The organism is Gordonia effusa NBRC 100432 (assembly GCF_000241305.1).
Taxonomy (GTDB): domain Bacteria; phylum Actinomycetota; class Actinomycetes; order Mycobacteriales; family Mycobacteriaceae; genus Gordonia; species Gordonia effusa.
This window is the reverse complement of sequence record NZ_BAEH01000106.1, coordinates 117,827-137,479: the sequence shown is the minus strand read 5'-3', so window position 1 is coordinate 137,479 and position 19,653 is coordinate 117,827. Positions and strand designations below refer to the sequence as shown.

Genomic DNA, 19,653 nt, shown 5'->3' with positions numbered 1-19,653 from the left:
GGTAGGAATTCATCGTCGACGCCCATCAGCCACCCGACGTAGCGAGCCAGATGGCCGACCGCGCTGTACTCCGACGGTTTGTTGACCAGCCCGATGCCAAGACCGCCGACCATCGGTGCCACCAGTGCGCCGACGAGCGTCGCGGCCATATCGGTCTGGTTGATGGGCAGCCCCCACCGCTCGGAATCCCAATCGGGCAGGTCGACGACGTGTCGGCGCACCAGCGAGTGAATCAGCCGAACCCGCAGCGTCGAGCGGTATCCGGCGCCGAACAGTTCAAGGCCACCGTCGGCGATGACGTCGAGCGCCCACTGCGAAGTCTCGGCGAAACGCTTGTTGGAGCCCTTCTCAAGTGCCCCCGTGCGCAGCAAGGTCTGGTTGAAGCCGGAGAAACTGTAGCCACCCAGGAGCGCGACGTCGCGGGCGATAAACAGCCCGTCGGCTCCGCCGCTGTTCATAGTCTGCGCACCTAATCGCAACTTCGCCGGGTCCACCCAGCTCGGGGTGTCCTCGACGATTGCGAAGAACTCGCGAAGCGGCGCTGGGGCATTGGTGACACTGTCAATCCCGCGGGCGAGTGCCTGCTCGAATAACGGCCGGGTGCTCTTCATGCCGGCTTCGATCATCCAGCCGACCAGTTCGTCCATGAGTGGGTCACCCTCGGTAAGCGCTTCGCCGAGGCGACGGAATTGTGCGGCGTCGGGGCCGCGGATTCCGAGCAGTCGGCTAAATGTCGCGACTCCAGCCGGGATACGGCACGGGCCGGCGGGGTGACGCTGAGGAATCCGCGCGCTCATGAAAGGTGCCTCCCCTTATTTGGACAACGGCTGTTCTCCAAATATAACCACGGCTACAATCCTGGTCAATGGCGCGCAGCGGAGTGGTACGCGATTACGGCGGTGTCAGTGCGGACGATCGCCGCGAGGAACGTCGCCTGAAACTGATCGCGGTCGGTCGGCAAATGTGGGGGCGAGCAGGAATCGCGGACATCACGGTGCGCGGGATCTGCAAGGAGTCCGGACTGGTCTACCGCTATTTCTACGAGCATTTCGCCAACCGCGACGCATTCATCCGCGCTGTGGCAGATCAGGTTCGCGACGAGATGGTTGCCGCGTTGGTCGACGCGAGCAGCGCCGCGGGCGGGCCGGTCGATCAGCGACTGCGAGCCGCGCTCACCGGATATCTGACGACGCTCGATGCCGATCCGGCAATATTTCGCATTTTGACTAGCGACGTGTCGGGCATAGCCGGACTCGCCGATCGGCACCGCGAGACCCTTGACCTCATCGCCGACGTCATGGTTGCCCACGTCGCCGAACTGCCGGAGGCACCCGCGGCCGGGGATGCCGACACATACCGCATCGCGCGCTTCGTCGTCGGCGGCGTGAATCGACTTATCGAGGCCTGGCTCGCCGAACGGGATCTGATGCCATCGGAGCTAGCCGATGTCTGTGTCCGGCTATCGATGGCGGCGGCATCGGCGGGTTAGTCCAATCCGCAGATCCGCCACGTACCTTTGACGCGCTTGTAGGTACCCTCGGTCCGAACGCGTTTCTGAGCGTCGAGGCCGTCCGCGTGCCGCTGATATTCGATGACGACCTTGCCGGTCGCGTTGTATTCGAAAATCTTGACCTCGGTCAGCGAGACAACCGAACCTCTACCGCGCAGACGAAGGTCCCGACGAGATTCGCGGCGGAAATCCAGCGCGGTCGTCTTCGCGAGGTCGGTTTTGAGCGGGCCGCATGAAATCGACTTGAGGGTCGTCAGATCGCCGGTGTTGTAGGCACCGATCGCCGCACGAGTGACCGTCTTGAGCTGGCTCAACACGTCGTCCGCGTGGCTGACCGGCGCGACGGAGGTCGTACTCTGGCCTTCTGCGGCGCTGTTGCTCGCGCAACCGCTTAGGACAGCGGCGATGATCGCCATCATGACGATCGGCAATGAGGCGGTGAACGGCACGGCCCGACGAATAATCAACGAAATCCCCCGACAACTGGATGCATCAATATGAATGGGTGATTTATCAGATCACAGATCGTCGCGGGGATGCAAGATTGGCTTCCACGTCGTTCAACGCCTCGGCCAGCAGATGGAATGCCGCCGTCGTCGCCAATGCGCGTACCGTCGCCCGCCCGCCGGGAAATGTCACGGTGTGGGTTCGTGTCGGTTGCCCCGCTACGGCGATGCCGAAACACACCGTGCCGACGGGTTTGAGTTCGCTGCCACCGCCCGGTCCCGCGATGCCGGTGGTCGACACCGCGGTGTCGGTGTGCAGGACCGTGCGCGCGCCATCGGCCATCGCCCGGGCGACCTGTTCGCTGACAGCGCCGTGTTCATTGATGAGTTCGGTTGGTACCCCGAGGGTTTCGGTCTTCACTTCGTTCGCGTATGCGGCGATGCCGCCGAGGAAATACTCCGACGATCCGGCGCGGTCGGTAAGGCGCGCGGCGATGAGTCCGCCGGTGCACGACTCCGCCGTCGCAACCGACCGTCCCGACAACGCTGCCGCCAGCTGATCGTCGATAGTCGAGCCGTCGATAGAAAAGATCTGTGCCGCATGATGTTTCGTCAAGTACTCGGCTAGGGCGTCGTATGCGGGCTGCGCGGTTGCCGCGTAGCGGGTGACGATCTCGACCTCGCCGCCGCGCAAACAGGTGGTGATCTCCAACTGGTCGACATCATCGATCTGACCTTCTGCGCTGCGCAATGTCGCGGCGAGGTCGGGTTCGGAGAGGCGATAGGCGCGGATGGTCTGGGTCCGATAGACACCACGACCCGAAAGTGCTTGTGTGACAGCGTCTGTCGCGAGCCCGGCCGGCCACATGCCCTGCAATTCGGCTGGTGGGCCGGGAAGGATCAAGATCGCGGGTGTCGATTTCGCGGGTGCCGCCGGAATGGCGATGCCCGGCGCGGTACCCACCGGATCGATCGCCTGCGTGCCTTCGGGAACCATGGCCTGTTTCCGAATCCCCGCGGCCAATGCGGGCGAATCAATCCCCGAAGTACGCCGCCAGCGGGCGATGATGTCGGCGATATGTGCCTCGAGCGCTGTATCGAGGGCCAATGGTCGCTCGGCGAACGAGGCGACGGTGGCTACCGTGAGATCGTCGGCGGTAGGTCCGAGGCCACCGGTCGTGACGATGAGATCGACGCCCTCGGCAGCGAGAAATCTAAGTTGTGCGGTCAGATCGGCCGGACGATCACCGCAGATCGTGATGTGTGCGACGTCGACACCCAGATCGAGCAGTGATTTCGCCACCCACGGGCCGTTCCGGTCGGTGATGGTTCCAGTGAGAACTTCGGTACCGGTGACAACGATCCCTGCGCGTACATTCACGCCGCTAAGCCTACTGACCACCCATCGGCTCAACCGATTCACAGCCGAGTGCACTAAGGTGACCAGCCGTGCCGGATTCACAAACGACGCCGCAGGCGCAGGGAACGGGCCGGGGTAAGAATCCGGCGGCGTTAGTCGCCGTGGTCGCCGGATTGGTCGCAGTTCTCGCCGCAATTCTGACGCCTTTTCTCCCGGTCAACGAGCGAACCGCGACCATCGAGTGGCCCGCTGGACAGCAACTGTCCGAGCAGACCGCGTCGGTAACCGCGCCGCTGGTCGCGCAGACCGCACGCGATCTCGACGTCACAATCGGCTGCAAGGTTCTTGCCGGCGTCGATTCACGGCGCGACGCCGGATCGTCGATCACCGTGTTGTCCACGATGCCGTCGTCGGGTCTGAAAGCCCGCCAGTCCGCTCTGTTCGTGACTGACAACGGCACAACGGTCGATGTGGCATTCCGTGGCAAGGTTATCGCCAGTGCCCCGCGCGCGGACCTCGCACGTTGTAGCGAGTTGCATATTTGGTCGTCGTCGGCCGCTACCGGCGCTCATTTCGTGGGGCTGGGACCGGCGGTTAGCACCGAAGCGGAGAATCGTCCGCAGGTTGCCGGGATCTTCACCGACCTTCCAACGTCGGTGGTACAAGCCGCTACGCCGTCGCAATTGCGTGTCCACATCGACGTCGACAATCGCTTCGATTCCTCGCCGTCGCTGATCAAGTTGTTGGTGATGGTCGTCGGCGTGATCGCCGCGATCATTTCGCTGATCGCTGTCGGACGTTTGGATGTATTGCGCGGCTACCACCGCCGGGTCGGCAAGCTCGATCTTCGACGGCTGTTGTGGCCGCGCGCGGTCGACCTGGTCGTCACCGCCGTGCTGCTCGTGTGGTTCTGGATTGCCGCCGCGTCGCCCGACGACGGCTACATCCTCAACATGGGTCGCAACGCCGATGGCGCGGGCTATCTCGCGAATTACTACCGCTTCTTCGGTGTCCCCGAGGCGCCGTTCGACTGGTACTACAGCTTCCTCGAGCATTGGGCATCAATCTCGACGTCGGGTCTATGGATGCGGTTGCCCGCACTCGTCGCCGGACTACTGAGCTGGTTCATTCTCACCCGCGTATTGCTGCCGCGACTCGGTGGTGCGGTGCGCCGATCGCAGTGGGCGATGTTTACCGCCGCGGCTGTGTTTTGCGCCTTCTGGTTGCCGTTGTGCAGCGGTCTGCGCAGCGAGGGGATCATCGTCCTCGGTTCACTGCTCATCTGGTGGGGTGTCGAGCAGGCAATAGCGACCCGACGATTGTTGCCCGCAGCACTGGCCGCATTGTCGGCTGGACTCACCCTGGCGCTCGCGCCGCACGGAATCATCGCTGTCGCACTGCTTTTAGCTGGTTCGCGATTGATGTTGCGGGCGGTACGAATCCGGCGCCGCGAAGACGGCATCGCAGCATTGCTGATGCCCATCGCCGCGGCTGCGAGCGTGGTGATCATCGTGGTCTTTCGGGATCAAACGCTGGCTACGGTCGCCGAAACCTTGCGGGTGCGTTACACCGTCGGGCCGTCGCTCGTTTGGTACCAGGAACTTCTGCGCTACTACTTCCTGGTGGTTAGCACCGACGACGGTGCATTGGCGCGCCGCATTCCTGTTTTGTTGGTGATGGTATCGCTGGCCCTGTGTCTGGCGATTATGTTGCGTCGTAAGAAGATTCAGGGCGTTGATCCGGGTCCGGTCTGGCGAGTGGTCAGCGCGATTCTGTTGACGACGCTGTTGCTCTCCTTCACGCCGACCAAATGGACTATCCAGTTTGGAATCTATGCCGGTGTCGGAGCCGCACTCGCAGCGGTTGCAGCGGTGGCCGTCGCCGAATCTTCGCGCCGCTCGCCACGCAATTTCGCGGCATTCGTCGCCGCGCTCATGCTGGCGTGCGCAATCGCCACCGCAGGTAAGAACGCGTGGCCATGGGGCGTCAATCTCGGCATCTCGTGGTTTGACAAGGCCCCGTCGCTGGCTGGAATTCCTTTGTCCTCAGTGTTTTTGGGATTCACCGGCCTGGCGGTCGCCGCCGCGATGGTGCTGCATTTGCGCGCCGACGCCGTTGGCGCACCCGATCCAGACGCGCCGGTACCGGCCTGGCGGGTCGCTCTGGTGTCGTCTCCGCTCGTCCTGATCGCCGCCGCGATGGTGCTGGTGGAAGTTGCCCTCTTCGCGAAGGCCATTGCCGCTCGGACCGACACGTACACGACCTTCGCCGGCAACGTCGACACGGTGACCGGAAAGTCGTGCGGTATGGCCGATTACGTCCTGGTCGAGCGAGATGCGAACGTGGGCATGCTCAAACCGGTTGGCGGCAAAGATCTTTCAGCGGCGCTGGCCGGTGAGTCCAACGGATTCGATCCGAACGGCGTGGGCCCCGACCTGCTGTCCGAGGCGACGTCGCTCAGTCCGGGCACGATGAACACATCGGGGAACCTTGCCCGGCCATTTGTGGTGTCGGGCGGTAGTCCCGGCACCACCGGCGGCCAGGGACCGCGTGGAATCAACGGCAGCACAGCCGCTCTGCCGTTCGGGCTAAATCCCGCGACGACGCCGGTACTCGGAAGCTACGGTCATAACAATGCCGAAGCGACCCTGACGTCCGACTGGTATCAGTTGCCGGGGCGTAGCGCCGGACCGCTGATTGTCATCTCCGCCGCCGGGCCTATCTTCTCCGTCGACCGCGACGGGGCCACCACAACCGGCCGGTCACTGCAGATCGAGTTCGGCCGCGAGTCGGGTGGTCAGTTCACTCCGGTGGGTGCGCCGGCCATCCCGATCGACCCGGGGCCCGGGCAGCCCAACCGGCCGTGGCGCAACCTTCGGGTTCCCACCGCGAATATTCCGGCGGGCGCGACCGCGATGCGAATTGTGGCCCGCGACAACAGTTTAAGTCCGGACCAGTGGCTGGCGGTCACGCCGCCGCGGGTTCCCCGACTGCAGACACTGCAGGAGGTCGTCGGATCCACCGACCCCGTACTGGTCGACTTCGCGGTCGGCGCGCAGTTCCCATGTCAGCATCCGATGACGGCGAGCGATGGTGTGAATCAGATTCCGCGGTGGCGCATTCTGCCCGACCCGACGACGGCCAATGCCCAGTCGAAGACGTGGCAGGCGACGGTCAACGGCGGCATTCTGGCTACCTCGGAGGCGTTGACGCGGGCAAGTACGACCGCTACATATCTCTCCAACGACTGGTATCGGGAGTGGGGCAATCTGCAGCAGTTGACGCCGTTGGTTCCCGATGCGCCCGCGGCGACGGTGGGAACCGGTACCGCGTCGCGCTGGGGTTGGCAGCGAACCGGTGCGATCCGGGTGGTGCCCCAAGATGACTGACGGTGATATGCCCGCTGCGAAGGAAAGTGCCGCGAAAACCATGACAGCCCAGCCCGATTCCCGGCGTCGCCGGATCAAGCAGGTTCAGCTCGTGGCGATTGTCGTCGGGTCGATCGGCTTATTTCTCGCCATCCTGTCGCCATTCCTGCCGGTCAAATACAGCAATACGCAACTCAATTGGCCGCAGAGCGGCACGGTCGAGAATGTCGTCGCGCCCAACGTCGCGTACGCGCCGCTGAAGCTTGATCTGACCGTGCCGTGTGTATTGGCGTCGTCGTTGCCGAAAACCGGTGGCGTGCTGGTGTCGACGGTTCCGTCTGCCGGCGTCGAGGCCAGCAAGGTTGGCTTGTTTGTCCGCGCGACCGCGGACAGTCTTCAGGTGACCCAGCGAAACACCTTGCTGCTCAGCACCCCGCGCGCCGACGCACAGGCCAATCCCAACTGCCGCATCGTCGTTCATTCCGATACCACCGGGACGTCAGGGCGTATCGACGGTGTGTCGTCGTCGGGGGCGAACCCGCTGAACTTCACCATCGCTGATCCCGATTCCCGGCCGCAGATTATCGGCGTCTACACCGACCTCCCGAAATCGGTTTCCGCCGAGGGGCTTTCGTTCTCGTCAACGATCGACATGCGTTTCTCTACGTCGCCGACCGCGCTCAAGTCGTTGTTACTCGTACTGGGTGTGATTATGACGGTGGTGTCGATCGCGGCCCTCGGCATTCTCGATGCTCGTGACGGGCGGAAGCTGCGTCGATTGGTTCCGAAACGTTGGTGGCGGCCGAAGTTCGTCGACGTCACCGTCGTCGGCATTCTGGGCGTGTGGTTGTTCATCGGCGGTAATACCGCGGATGACGGTTATCAGGTGACCGTTGGCCGAGTTGCCGGTGATGCGGGCTATCTCGTCAATTACTACCGTTACTTCGGAGCGCCGCAAGATCCGTTCGGCTGGCACTATCGCTATCTGTCGCTGTGGATGGAAGTCAGCACCGCCACGCCGTGGCTACGCCTGCTGCCCTTCATGTTTGCTGTCGCCGGCTGGTTCCTGATCAGTCGCGCCGCCGTACCGCGGCTCGGCGCCGCGTTGCGCTCCTCGTCGGTGGTGATGTGGGCCGCGGCGCTGGCCTTCCTCGCGGTGTGGCTGCCATTCAACAACGGCCTGCGCATCGAACCGTTCCTGACTGTGGGCACCTTGCTCACCTGGGTGTTGGTCGAGCGCGCGATCGCGAGTGGTCGATTCCTGCCTCTCGCACTCGCAATTATTTGTGCCGCAGGAACTTTGACCGTGCACCCGGCCGGTGCGATCGCGATCTTGCCGCTGATCACCGGGCTGCGACCGCTGATGCGACATCTACTGATCCGTCGTCGTCGAGACGGGCTGGCCGCGTTGCTGATGCCGATCCTGGCGTCGGGCACTGTAGTCCTGTTCGCCATCTTCGCCGATCAGACCCTCGCAACCATCCTGGAAGGCATCAAGGTCCAGGGGATCGTCGGGCCGACCAATAAGTGGTGGAACGAGGGGATGCGCTACTACATCCTGCTCAATCCGACGCCGGACGGCTCGATCGCACGACGCGTCGGTGTGTTTGTGACATTCCTGTCGTCGCTGATCGTTGTTCTCATCCTGCTGCAACGCCGCCGCGTTGCCGGTGTCGTGGCCGCGCCCCTGTGGCGATTAGTCGGTGTGATGGCAGGCGCCGTTGTGGTCCTCGCCTTTGTGCCGACCAAAGCCACTCACCAGATGGGTGCGTTCGCCTGCCTCACCGGCGTATTGGCCGCTGCGGCAACGGCGTTCATCCGCCCCGAGGTGATGGTTCGGCGATGCAATCGCACATTTATCGCCGCCGCGTGCGCCTACGCTCTCGCTATCGCCTTCGCTGGGCGGAATCAGTGGTGGTACGTCGGTAGTTACGGGATCCCGTGGGCCGACGACACTCCCGCGATTAAGGGCATCCCGCTCTACGCCGGCATTCTCGTCATCGCGCTTCTGTTGACCGCCCTTGGCGCGTGGCAATACTTCCGCGACGACCGGTCGGCAGATGCCGAGAATTCGGGACAGCCGATCGCGGCCGAGTTGACCTGGTGGCAGCGACTGCCAACCAAGTCGATCGCGATCGTCTGCGCCGCTGCGTTGGCGTTCACCTTCGTATCGTTTGCGAAATCTATCTACACACAACGTGATTCGTGGTCATGGGCCAACTCCAACGTCGATGCGATGCGCGGCAAGAACTGTGCGCTCGCCGACGCGGTGCTGGTGGAGAAGGACGCGAACGCCGGTGTGCTGACGGCCGCACGTGTGGCAGGCCAGAATCCGACCTCCGCCGAACAGGCGCTACTTGGTTCCGGCGCAACAGGTTTCGAGCCCAACGCGTTGTCGCCGACGCTCGACACCGACGACTCGGACGAAGAATCCAGCGACAACAGCGCGCTGGTCGATCCGACGGCGACGGGAACCGACCAGACCGCCGATACTCCCGGCCGGGAGGTGGCAAAGCCGACGATTAAGCGTCCCTTCGGATTATCGGCTGACGTCGCGCCTGTCGTCGGGTCGTTCGGAGTGGGGAACGGGCAGAGTCGACTGACGTCGGACTGGTATCAACTGCCCGCAGCCTCGCCCGATGCTCCGCTGATCACGCTGGCGGCAGCCGGTGACGTCGAATATGTCGACGAGTTGGCGGTCACCCATGCCGGTCAGAAGGTTCGCTTGCAATTCGGTCGGGTGGAGCCCGATGGTCGGGTCACACCGGTGGGAATGGTTACCCCCTTGGGGATCAACCACACCGCACCCAAGTGGCAGAACCTGCGATTCCCGCGTGCGGACGCGCCACCGCGCGCCACCGTCATGCGCGTCGTCGCCGAGGACACCGCAACGGACTACGACAAATGGGTGGCGCTGACACCGCCACGGGTCTCGAAGATGGTGACCCTCAATTCGCTTGTGGGAGATATTGATCCGGTCTTACTCGACTGGGAAGTCGCGCTGGCATTCCCATGCCAGCGGCCAGCTGCGATCGTCAACGGCGTGTGGGAGGTTCCCAAATGGCGGATCGAACCCGATGCCGAGGGTGAACGGGTCAACTCGCAACGCTGGATGGCCGGCGACTACGGTGGCCCGCTCGGCGTCGTAGAGAATTCTCTGCGGCCCACGGTACTTCCGTCGTATCTCCGCAACGATTGGGCGAAGGACTGGGGCAATCTGGTCCAACTGGTTCCCCTTGTGCCGCAGACGGTTGCGCAGCTTGACGTGACTGATGAGGCGCGGTCGGGTTGGTGGACACCAGGACCGATGCGGGCCGTGACCAACTGATTAGTTGCCGGATGATCCCGTATTGCAAACCCTGAATGCGCACTGTTAAAGTGCTCGTACAGTTCGCGATCATGCAACCCGCGTGGTCCAGGGGAGAGGGATGGCAATGATGAAACGGTTAATGGTCGCGTTCGCGGCATTGATGATGATGACTGGATTGGCAACCGCGGGTGCGTCTTCCGCGCAAGCGGCGCAGGTATATGAAACTGAGTACTACACCGTAATTTCGTTCAGTCACGCCGAGACGGTGCAGATTTCGCGGTCTGGCATTTCCACTCTTGCCGACAATCCAGCGGTTCGGCAGCATCGCTACATTGGTCCCGACCCTGAGTCGCGTGATGCGAAGCTCTACTACATTCCAGGTAAAGGCCTTGTTCGTTTCACGTCCGCCCAACGTGTCGTGAACGAGGCTGCGGCGAAGCCGAACGGTCGTCTGATCGTGACTATCAACAAGAAGTCAAGGCGTCCGTTCACCATTTGGACTCAGTGGTAGACACTGACTTGGGAAAATCGTCCGAATAAGTGGTCGGCGGGGGCAATATGCCCCCGCCGGGTCACTATTCGGACGATTTTCGCGGTGGCAGGGGGTCTCGGCGGAAGTTCGCGGTCAGATCGCCGATGATTCTGTCCCACAACGGTTCTGGCAGGTCGTGGCCCATGCCGTCGACCAACGTGAACTGTGCATCGTCAATCGCGTCGGCTATCGACCGGGCGCCCGACGGCCGCATGAGTTTGTCCTGCGCGCCGTGTAAAACCAAGGTGGGGGCCGTGATTCGGTTGTCGAATGGCGTGAGACTACCGGTGCCCATGATCGCCGCGAACTGCCGCGCGAAGCCGATCGGGTAGTAGCTGCGGTCGTAATACTCAGTGGCATGAGCCAGTGCTACTTCGGGTGCCGGCCGATGCACGGGGCTGCCGATGATGTCGCCGACGCTAACGGTATTCGCGATGATTTCCTCGCGGCTTGAGCCCCTAGGTGGCGGCTTAAGTAGTGCGACAAGCTGTTTCGGTCCCGGAGGTGCGAGGAAACCCTTGTTGCTGCTGGACATGATGACGGTGAGCGTGCGGGTCCGATCGGGGTGCTCGGCGGCGAAGACCTGGGCGATCATGCCGCCCATCGAGGCCCCAACGATATGCGCACTGGTCACGCCAAGATGGTCGAGTACGCCAGCGGCATCGTCGGCCATGTCGATCAGCGTGTAGGCCGTGTTCGCGGTGGGCCGTCCGAGGTAGTAGCGCGTCATATTTCCGACCATGGATCCGCCGCCGGCGCGCACACCGTCGAGCTTCGACGACAGGCCGCTGTCGCGATTGTCGAACCGGATCACGCGGTAGCCCTGATCGGCGAGTTGCTGACAGAACTCGCTGCGCCAGAACACCATCTGTGCCCCGATACCCATAATGAGAAGCACGGCGGGGTCGTCGACGTCACCGAATTCGTCGTAACAGATCTTCAGGTCGCCGACGGTCGCGAAGTTGGCTGGGCTGGTCATTCGCCCATCTTGTCATGTGCGCGCTCGTCATCTGCGGGTGTGGGTCGTCCATACCGCGATATCGTGATTTCGGCGTGCGCAAGACGGCGTAGTCCGGTCAGGATCGGTTCGTAGAGAATGGTTCCCGCGGCCATCGTCGTCAGACCTTTGCTGAGGTTGGTCATCTGGTTAGAGGAGATGTCCGCGCGATCGATGTCGACGGTCGCGACATCCATCGCAGCGCGCGCGTATGTGCGCAAAGCGTCGTCGGATATTGGCACGCCGAGATCGTCCAACGCGATGACAACTTCCTCCAGCCGTGCGAGATACGGATCGTGGGACAGTGGCGCCCAGCCCAGTTCGACGAGCACCTTGCGCACTCGCCCATCGCTCTCGGTTGGCGCGCGACCGGCCAGTGCGAAATAGGCGGCACCGAGAACTTCGGTCGGAGAACGGTCTTCACCGCCCAGCACCTCCAGCACCTGTTGTACCTGCGCCAAGCTGAGCCCGCCGACGTCGATCAGCGCGCGGATCAGCCGCAATCGTTGGACATGGTCGGCGTCGTAGGTGGCGCGCGTCGCGCTGGTGCGTTCGCCGGGCGGCAGTAGTCCGGTGCGGAGATAGAACTTGACGGTGGCCACGGTGTGTCCGGTGGTTGCGGCCAACTCGGATATTTGCACTGGATCTCCAATCTGCTTGACATTGGATACTACCGCTATCCATTATTGGAGAGTCGTACTATCCAATCAGCCCTCCCGGAGGCAATCATGGGCAATGTACCGACCACGACACATAAGTCCGATGACCCGATGGTTCTGTTTCTCATCGGATTCCGCATCAACAATCCACTTCGAGTCAAACAGTGGGTCCCGGTATTCACGGCCATGCCGAGAATGCTGCGGGAACTTGAACAGGACCCGGCTAGCGGGCTGTTGAACTACCAGCTCGCGCTACAGCCGCGCGGCGCGATGGTTGTCCAGTACTGGCGCAGCGTCGACGAGCTCTATCAGTACGCACGCGACGCCGATCATCGACATTGGCCCGCGTGGAAAGCCTTCTACGCCAGGGCAAAAGCCGCCCCCGAGGCGGTAGGGATCTGGCACGAAACCTACGACGTTCCGGCCGGAAATGCTGAATCTATCTATGGCGCAATGCCGGTCACCGGTTTGGCCGCCGCGACGACGTCGGAGCCCATTACCGTGGCGACCCGCTCGGCCCGGCAGCGGATGCTACGTCGGGTATCGCGCGGGTGAGCTGTGCCTGCCAGTCCCGGTGCCAACGGTCTGGGAAGCATTGTCGCAGAAGGTCCAGCATGATCGGAACCGCGGTCGACGCGCCCGGTGATGCGCCGAGCAGGCCCGCGATAGTGCCGTCGGCGCCGACGACCAACTCGGTACCGGTATGCAGCACACCGGGATTGCGGCCGACCCGTCGGATCAACTGTGCTCGCTGACCTGCTCCGATCAGTTCCCACTGGTCGGGGTTCGCGGTGGGGTAATACGCGCGGAGCTGTGCGAATCGTCGTGTTCGCGAGGAAAGCAGTTGCCCTAGAAGGTATTTCACCAACCGCCAGTTTCCAGCTATCGCGCATGCCAGGCCGACGGCGTTATGCCAACGGACCGTTGCGAAGAAGTCGGTCAGCTTGCCGCCACGGAGGAGACGGGTACTGAAGGTCGCATACGGACCGAACATCAGTGCCAGTTCGCCGCCGACGAACCGTTTATCCAAGTGCGGCACCGACATCGGCGGCGCCCCGGTCGGTGCTTGACCGTAGACTTTCGCGTCGTGCCGGCCGACGACCTCAGGATCGGTGCAGCGGAGGAATGCGGCGCCCACCGGCAGGACCCCGTATCCGCGCACCTCGGCGACGTTGGCCTTCTGTAGGAGTCGTAGAGCCTGACCGCCGGCGCCGACGAAGACAAACCGCGCGTCAAGTTCAAAACCCTTATCTCCGTGCCGATTTCGTCCGTAGATAACCCAACCTCCCGAGCTTCGTCGCAGCTTGGTCACCTCGGCGCTGGTGCGCACTTCGCCGCCGTTCTCGGTGATGATCGATGCGAGGGAGTGGGTGAGCGACCCGAAGTCGACGTCGGTGCCACCGGCGACTCGCGTTGCGGCGATGGGCCCGTCGGTGCGCCCCTGGATCGACAGCGGAGCCCAGGACCGAATGGTATCGGGGTCTTCGCTGTATTCCATCTCATCGAAAAGTGTTGATGCCGAGAGAGTTTCGTGGCGCTGCCGAAGGTAGGAGACATCTTCTGGGGTGAATACCAGATTCATATGCGGCGTCGAACGGACGAATGTTTCGAGGTCGACGAGCCCGCGGTCGGCGAGCGATGACCACCACTGGCGGGTGATCCGGTATTGCCGCGCGACGTCGAGTGCCTTCTCGCCGTCGGCGGGGTCGGGCATGTAATTGAGTTCGCAGAATCCTGAATGGCCGGTGCCCGCGTTGTTCCACGATCCAGAACTCTCCTGGGCGAGCCGGTCGGCGCGTTCGAGCAGCACAATGCGTAGATCGGGAGCGAGCGTGCTCAGCATCGCTCCCAGCGTCGTTGACATGATGCCACCCCCGATCAAGACGACGTCGTAGGTGGCCGAAGCGGATCGAGTAGTCATTGTGTGGCCTTCCTGGATGCGTGTGGCACCATCCTGCGCCGACAATAATCAATCTGTCCAATGTATGTTTCGATGGTTATCATCCAAATATGGATGAAATGCTGGCCATGCATACTCGTGAGCTGATGCCGTCGTTGGCGGCATTCGAAGTGGTCGCGACAACTGGGCATGTCACTCGTGGGGCAGCGCTGTTGGATCTTCCGCAGTCATCGATCAGTCGCAGACTGCATGCCCTGGAGAAGACGCTCGGAGTGACTCTGTTCGTTCCGGCGGGTCGTCGACTGGTGCTGACCGCGGCGGGTCGTGAACTGCTCGCCAGTATTCGCGGTCCCCTTCGAGCTATCGATCATGCATTGAGCGCGGCGGTCGACGACGCCGACCCCGACGCTGGCCTGGTTCGGTTTGGATTTCCACTTAGCTTGGGACCCAACCTGATTCCGAAGATGCTTGCCGAATTCCACGACATCGCGCCGAGAATTCGTCTGGTGCTGCGGCAGGCACACGGCGCCGAACTGGTGCGCTGCTTGCGCGAAGGTGAACTCGACCTGGCCATCGTGATTCCGACGCCAACTGGATTACCGACAGCGCCGTTGGGAACCCAGCGACTAAGCGTGCACGTTCCTCGCGATCATCGGTTGGCGCGACGGAAACGGATACGGCTCACCGACCTTGCCGACGAGGACTTCATCGCTAATCCGTCGACTTATCACCTGCGTCAAGAGACGTTACGGTGGTGTGCCGCAGCGGGATTCGAGCCGAGAGTGACCGTCGAGGTCGCGGATTTCGAGACGATGCGATCGATGGTCGCTCGGGGACTCGGCATCGCGATCATGCCCCAGTCGATCGACGCCGATGCAGCAGACGACGTTGTGGCACTGGAACTGACCGGCGGCGACTTCACCCGAAGTGTCGGGCTGGCGATGTCGTCGTCGACGGTGTCGGCTGCGGCGCTGCGTTTGCAAGCGCATGTGCGGAACAGATTCCCGGAGATCGCCAGCGCAGAATGAGCGCTGACTAATTGCCGGGGAGTGAGACGATGGCATCAGCCATCTCCGCCGGCGTCTCGCGTTTGCCGAGGTGCAGCCACGCGAACAACACATTGAAGTATCCGCCTGCGGTGAATGCCAACGCGTATTCCAGATGTACGGCGTCATCGAATCTCGGGGTCTGAGTGCGAATGAAGATCGCACCGATGTGCTCGTTGAACTTCCGCAGGAGCAAACTGCTCAAACCGCTCGATGTGAGCAGTTCGAGGAAGTCGGCGTGATCGGTCCAAAATTCGAAGAAGCGCAGCGCGACGTCTCGAGACTTGGTCAAGTCCGCTTTTCGCATACGGTGGACGTAGTCGTCGACAAGCCTGCGGCAATATGCGTCGATCAGTTCATCTTTGGTGGCGAAGTTTCGATAGAAGGTGCGACGAGACAACTCTGCGCGGGTAGCGATATCGGTGATGGTGATATCGCTATACGACTTTTCGCGCATGAGCGCGAAGAGCGCGTTGATCAACCACTCCTGTGAGCGTGCCGCAATGGGATTGATGCCGCTGAGATCGGCCGAATCAGTCATCGTGTCTCACATTCCGGGCAAGTGTGTCACTTGCCGTCATTTCATTGACTTGCCTACGTCTTCTGATCACACTTTCAACTGTCACAGCTGTGACAGTCAAGTGACGAGGAGATGAGATGCTGACCGGACTGGTTCGGACGATCTGCTGGATCTATGGACTGGTCACGGGTGCGGGCTACTCACGATCGATCGAGGGTAATGCCGGGACGATGGGCCTTTCCGAAAAACTCTGGTGGGCGCATAAATTCTTCCTCGGCGCGGTTGAAAACGCCGAACGCGGCAGCGGAATCGAAGACTATTTCGCCGCTCAGGATATGCGCTATTCGCTGCCAGGTGATTTCGTCGAAGAATGTTCCGCTCGGATCGCTTCGGCCGGCGACATCCTCACTTCCGAACACATTCGACCGGAAACCACAGCGCACCTGTGGGACGACGTTGACGAGTTCCTTCGTGCCGCCGACATCGCGATAGCCAATTTGGAAACCCCGGTAGCGCCGTCACGAGCAGTAGGCGCCCCGCCATCGAGCATCTTGTCCGCACCTCCGCTCAACAGCTCGCCGGAGACATTGCGGATTGTGATCGGCGCGGGCTTCGGGTTCTTCTCCACGGCCAATAATCATGCTCTCGACCAGGGGGTGGTCGGAGTACGAGAAACGCTCGACGTACTCGACGAACACGACTGCGGACATGTCGGGACAGCGCGCACCAAAGCCGAGCGGGACGATATTCCGGTACTCGATGTCGGCGGGATCCGCGTCGCATTCCTCTCCTACACCTTCTCAGTTAATGGACGCGACATACCGCCCGGACAGGACTATTTGGTCAACTATCTTCGGCTGAATCTGCCCGACGCCGATTTGTCGATGGTGCGACATCACGTAGATATCGCCCACCACCGAAACGCTGACGCGATCGTCGCTTGTGTCCATTGGAGTCTGGAATTCGAGTCGTTCCCCGTCCAGACGGTGATCGATAATGGGCATCGACTCGTCGAGCTCGGCATCGACGTGATCCTGGGTAATCATCCACACGTGATTCAACCGATGGAGCGCTATCGCTTCACAGATCCGCGTACCGGTTTCAGCAAGGATTCGCTTATCGTCTACGCGCACGGCGATCTGATGTCGTATGTTGGGGCGGTGCCAAACAGCATGTTGGGCAACATCATCCGCTTCACCTTGGCGAAGGGTCACCACGGTGGCGTGCCGGTGACCCGAATCAAAGACGTCTCGTGGAAGCCGATCTATCGCCGCGCGAGGTTCGATCGCAAGGGCAACTGCACCGACTTTCGGATACACGATCTACTCGCCATGTCCGCGCACGAGACAGCGAACGAAGCATCCGAGCGCGCGGAGATCGGCCGACTGGTGAACTTGGCGATCAGGGTATTGCCGAGCCACCCATGACCAATCACGACCGGCGACTCGGCGAACTCGGTGTGCTCTTGCTCGACGCCGGAATGTCGGTTACCGACGTCCGGGACAACCTGGTAGCGGTCCGCAACACGCACCCAGCCGAAAAGGACATCGAATTCGCGGTATTGCCGATCGCCGTGTGGGTCACCGACCGCGACACCGGACACACGACATTCGTTCAGTCCGCCGGGAAGGAACTGTCGTTTCGACAGGCGGCACACGCCAGTCGGCTCGTTCAGCAGACCGTTGCGGCCGACGTCGCGCTCGCTCAGGTGCCCGAACGAATCGCGGCCATCCGGCGCATGCCCCGGACGCGGCCGGTGGCTTCATGGGTGATGGGGAGCGCCCTCGTCGCCGGTGGCCTGGCCGTCGTGTTCCGCTGTCCGTGGTGGTCGATCGTCGTCGCGTTCATCGTCGGCGGACTGGTTGGCCTCACGACATCAATACTCGGCCGGACCCGCAACGGCGACGCCGTGGCACCATTTGTCGCGGCCTTCGGCGCGACAGCGCTGGTCGGTGCGACGGCGTCGATCTTCGACTTCGATTCGGTGCCGCTCTACGGAGTCTGCGCGCCGATCGCCATTCTGGTGCCGGGCGCGTTGATCACCAACGCGCTACTCGAACTCACCGCCGCCGACATCGTCACCGGGGCGTCCCGGCTGATGTACGGATTGATGATGCTCGGGTTCATGAGCGTTGGCATCCTGGCGGGCGGGGCGGTGACCGGACTGCATATCGACCACGATTCCGCGATGCTCGTCGGCGAGATACCCGGCCTCGCGGGTAATGGCGGATGGCAGGGGCTGCCGCCGTTCCCGCTGTCGTGGATCGGCGTCGTGGCACTCGCGGTCGGCGTGGGCCTGGCGTTCGGTGCGGGGACGCGATTGATCGTGCTCAGCGTGGTGATGATGACGCTCACCTTCAGCGTTGTTTCTGCCGTGACCGTGCTGGTCGGCAACGTCGTAGCTACCGGATTCGCTGCGGCGGTTCTTTTTGTCGCCGCCCGAATTCTGGAACGAATGACAGTCGCGGTACCAGCAACCGTCTCCTTCCAGCCGGCCTTCCTGCTCATGGTTCCCGGGACCGTCGGCCTAGTCGCGCTCGCGTCGATGGACGCCGGCTCGGTCGGCATGATCTTCCAAACTTTCGTCAGTCTGTGCCTCGGCACAAAGATCGGCGCCCTGATCGCCGAGACCCTATTCGTCGTCAAACATCCGTCAGCGGACCACATGTGAACCAGGAGAACCTGATGTCAACGCCATACGCGCTCACCCACACCACCGTCGTCACCGGCGACGCGACCGGCACCGTCTTGCCCGATCAAACGATCGTCGTGGGACCCGACGGCGCCATCTCGGCGATTGGTCCGGCCGCGACAACCGATGTCCTAGCCGGACATCGAACGATCGACGCCACCGGCACGTTCACCGCACCCGGCCTCATCAACGCACACGCGCACCTATTCTCCGACGGCAAGCCGCTTCCGGCGATACTGACCAGTGAGCACTCGGAGACCGCGGTCGCCGCCTTCTTCCATAGCCCCATCGGGCGAATGTTTGTCAAACGTCGTGCGACGAAAAACGTTCTGACACAACTGCGTTCGGGTGTTACGACCATCCGCAGTCTTGGCGATGCCGGGTATGAGGTGGTCGCGGTCCGCAACGAGATCGGTGCGGGCAAGTATCCCGGTCCACGCATTCTGGCGTCGGGACCATTGCTCGCGGTGAGCGGCGGACACGGCACCCCGACCATCGCGCTCGTCAGCGACAACCCCTGGGACGCCCGTAAGAATGTGCGCGTCAACCTGCGCAACGGCGTCGATGCCATCAAAATCGCCGCGACCGGCGGCGTAACCGATGCCCGCGCGATCGGCGAGGCCGGCCGGCCGCAGATGACCGAAGAGGAGATGACGGCGATCTGCGAGGAGGCGCATAAGGCCGGCATCGTGGTCGCCGCTCATGCGGAGAGTCTCGACGGGGTGCGGTCCGCCCTTCGCGCCGGCGTCGACACCATCGAACACGGTAGTGAAATGGACAACGAGATCATCGATTTGTTCCACGACAACCCTCGCTCGCTACATGGCCGGTCTGCGCTTATCCCGACGTTGATGGCCGCGCTGCCATTGGTGAAACTCAGCGAGTCCGAGACGGGTGCCGATCGGATCGTCCGCGCCAACGCGGAGATCGTGCTCGATCGAATCATCGCCGCCATTCACGGCGCACACGAGAACGGCATCGCGATGGGAATGGGCACCGATTCGGCGCTGACCTATGTCACGCACTACAACACCTGGCGCGAACTCGACTACGTGGTTCGCTACGGCGGGCTCAGCCACGCCGAGGCATTCCACGCCGCTACCGGTGCCAATGCGGCAATCCTCGGAATCGACGGTGAGACAGGATCATTGGCGGTCGGGAAGTCCGCCGATCTGGTGGTTCTCGACGCCGATCCGCTCGCCGATTTCCGGGCGTTCGTCGGCCCGCGTTTCGTCGCGATTCGTGGACACCTCCTCGAACGGCCCGACGTCGAGCGATTCGACGACCTGGACGCCAAACTCGATTCGTTCTGA

General features: G+C 62.5%; 16 protein-coding genes. 9 read left to right on the top strand and 7 right to left on the bottom strand.

The features are described from left to right. On the bottom strand, window positions 1–797 hold a 797-nt coding region (locus GOEFS_RS19015), incomplete at its 3' end, for an oxygenase MpaB family protein (RefSeq protein WP_007319575.1). A 68-nt stretch (window positions 798–865) separates the two neighbouring features. On the opposite strand from GOEFS_RS19015, the gene GOEFS_RS19010 reads away from it, so the two are divergent. Further along, window positions 866–1,489, top strand: coding sequence for a TetR/AcrR family transcriptional regulator (locus GOEFS_RS19010; protein WP_007319574.1), 624 nt, complete (start codon window positions 866–868; stop codon window positions 1,487–1,489). On the opposite strand, the gene GOEFS_RS19005 is transcribed toward GOEFS_RS19010, so the two are convergent. Both GOEFS_RS19005 and GOEFS_RS19000 read right to left on the bottom strand, forming a co-directional pair. Beyond that, a complete protein-coding gene (locus GOEFS_RS19005; RefSeq protein WP_040525549.1) occupies window positions 1,486–1,959 on the bottom strand; it encodes an Rv0361 family membrane protein in 474 nt (157 codons plus the stop codon). The genes GOEFS_RS19010 and GOEFS_RS19005 overlap by 4 nt on opposite strands. A 64-nt stretch (window positions 1,960–2,023) precedes the next feature. After that, complete coding sequence (locus tag GOEFS_RS19000; protein WP_007319572.1) at window positions 2,024–3,337, bottom strand: competence/damage-inducible protein A; 1,314 nt, start codon at window positions 3,335–3,337, stop codon at window positions 2,024–2,026. A gap of 68 nt (window positions 3,338–3,405) precedes the next feature. Between GOEFS_RS19000 and GOEFS_RS18995 the strand changes: the two genes are divergently transcribed. From GOEFS_RS18995 to GOEFS_RS18985, 3 genes are all read left to right on the top strand, one after another. After that, window positions 3,406–6,705 (top strand): arabinosyltransferase domain-containing protein, encoded by a 3,300-nt coding sequence (locus GOEFS_RS18995; protein WP_007319571.1) that lies wholly within the window; start codon window positions 3,406–3,408, stop codon window positions 6,703–6,705. Further along, the gene (locus GOEFS_RS18990) at window positions 6,698–10,012 is read left to right on the top strand and encodes an arabinosyltransferase domain-containing protein (protein WP_007319570.1); all 3,315 of its coding nucleotides are present in this window, start codon (window positions 6,698–6,700) and stop codon (window positions 10,010–10,012) included. Before GOEFS_RS18995 ends, GOEFS_RS18990 begins: the two co-directional genes overlap by 8 nt. A gap of 109 nt (window positions 10,013–10,121) precedes the next feature. Next, entirely contained in the window at window positions 10,122–10,505 is a 384-nt protein-coding gene (locus GOEFS_RS18985) for a hypothetical protein (RefSeq protein WP_138918064.1), read from the top strand. A 64-nt stretch (window positions 10,506–10,569) separates the two neighbouring features. Here the strand turns inward: GOEFS_RS18985 and GOEFS_RS18980 are convergent, their stop codons facing one another. Continuing rightward, on the bottom strand, window positions 10,570–11,505 hold the full coding sequence (locus GOEFS_RS18980) for an alpha/beta fold hydrolase (RefSeq protein WP_007319568.1): 936 nt from the start codon (window positions 11,503–11,505) through the stop codon (window positions 10,570–10,572). Next, window positions 11,502–12,164 (bottom strand): MerR family transcriptional regulator, encoded by a 663-nt coding sequence (locus tag GOEFS_RS18975; protein ID WP_007319567.1) that lies wholly within the window; start codon window positions 12,162–12,164, stop codon window positions 11,502–11,504. The genes GOEFS_RS18980 and GOEFS_RS18975 overlap by 4 nt, the downstream gene beginning before the upstream one ends. Window positions 12,165–12,251: 87 nt before the next feature. Here GOEFS_RS18975 and GOEFS_RS18970 point away from each other — a divergent pair, with 87 nt between their 5' ends. Beyond that, the gene (locus tag GOEFS_RS18970; RefSeq protein WP_040525547.1) at window positions 12,252–12,737 is read left to right on the top strand and encodes a DUF4188 domain-containing protein; all 486 of its coding nucleotides are present in this window, start codon (window positions 12,252–12,254) and stop codon (window positions 12,735–12,737) included. Here the strand turns inward: GOEFS_RS18970 and mqo are convergent. Then, window positions 12,679–14,103, bottom strand: a complete 1,425-nt coding sequence (gene mqo, locus GOEFS_RS18965) for a malate dehydrogenase (quinone) (RefSeq protein ID WP_007319565.1) — start codon at window positions 14,101–14,103, stop codon at window positions 12,679–12,681. The genes GOEFS_RS18970 and mqo overlap by 59 nt on opposite strands. Before the next feature lie 89 nt (window positions 14,104–14,192). On the opposite strand from mqo, the gene GOEFS_RS18960 reads away from it, so the two are divergent. Then, window positions 14,193–15,110 (top strand): LysR family transcriptional regulator, encoded by a 918-nt coding sequence (locus tag GOEFS_RS18960; RefSeq protein ID WP_040525546.1) that lies wholly within the window; start codon window positions 14,193–14,195, stop codon window positions 15,108–15,110. A 7-nt stretch (window positions 15,111–15,117) separates the two neighbouring features. Here GOEFS_RS18960 and GOEFS_RS18955 read toward each other — a convergent pair whose 3' ends face one another. Next, entirely contained in the window at window positions 15,118–15,669 is a 552-nt protein-coding gene (locus GOEFS_RS18955; protein WP_007319563.1) for a TetR/AcrR family transcriptional regulator, read from the bottom strand. A gap of 116 nt (window positions 15,670–15,785) precedes the next feature. On the opposite strand from GOEFS_RS18955, the gene GOEFS_RS18950 reads away from it, so the two are divergent. Genes GOEFS_RS18950 through GOEFS_RS18940 form a run of 3 tightly spaced genes read left to right on the top strand, consistent with a single transcriptional unit; the run spans window position 15,786 to window position 19,653 of the window. Beyond that, on the top strand, window positions 15,786–17,075 hold the full coding sequence (locus tag GOEFS_RS18950) for a CapA family protein (protein ID WP_007319562.1): 1,290 nt from the start codon (window positions 15,786–15,788) through the stop codon (window positions 17,073–17,075). Further along, on the top strand, window positions 17,072–18,319 hold the full coding sequence (locus GOEFS_RS18945) for a threonine/serine exporter family protein (protein WP_007319561.1): 1,248 nt from the start codon (window positions 17,072–17,074) through the stop codon (window positions 18,317–18,319). The genes GOEFS_RS18950 and GOEFS_RS18945 overlap by 4 nt, the downstream gene beginning before the upstream one ends. A 14-nt stretch (window positions 18,320–18,333) precedes the next feature. After that, complete coding sequence (locus GOEFS_RS18940; protein ID WP_007319560.1) at window positions 18,334–19,653, top strand: metal-dependent hydrolase family protein; 1,320 nt, start codon at window positions 18,334–18,336, stop codon at window positions 19,651–19,653.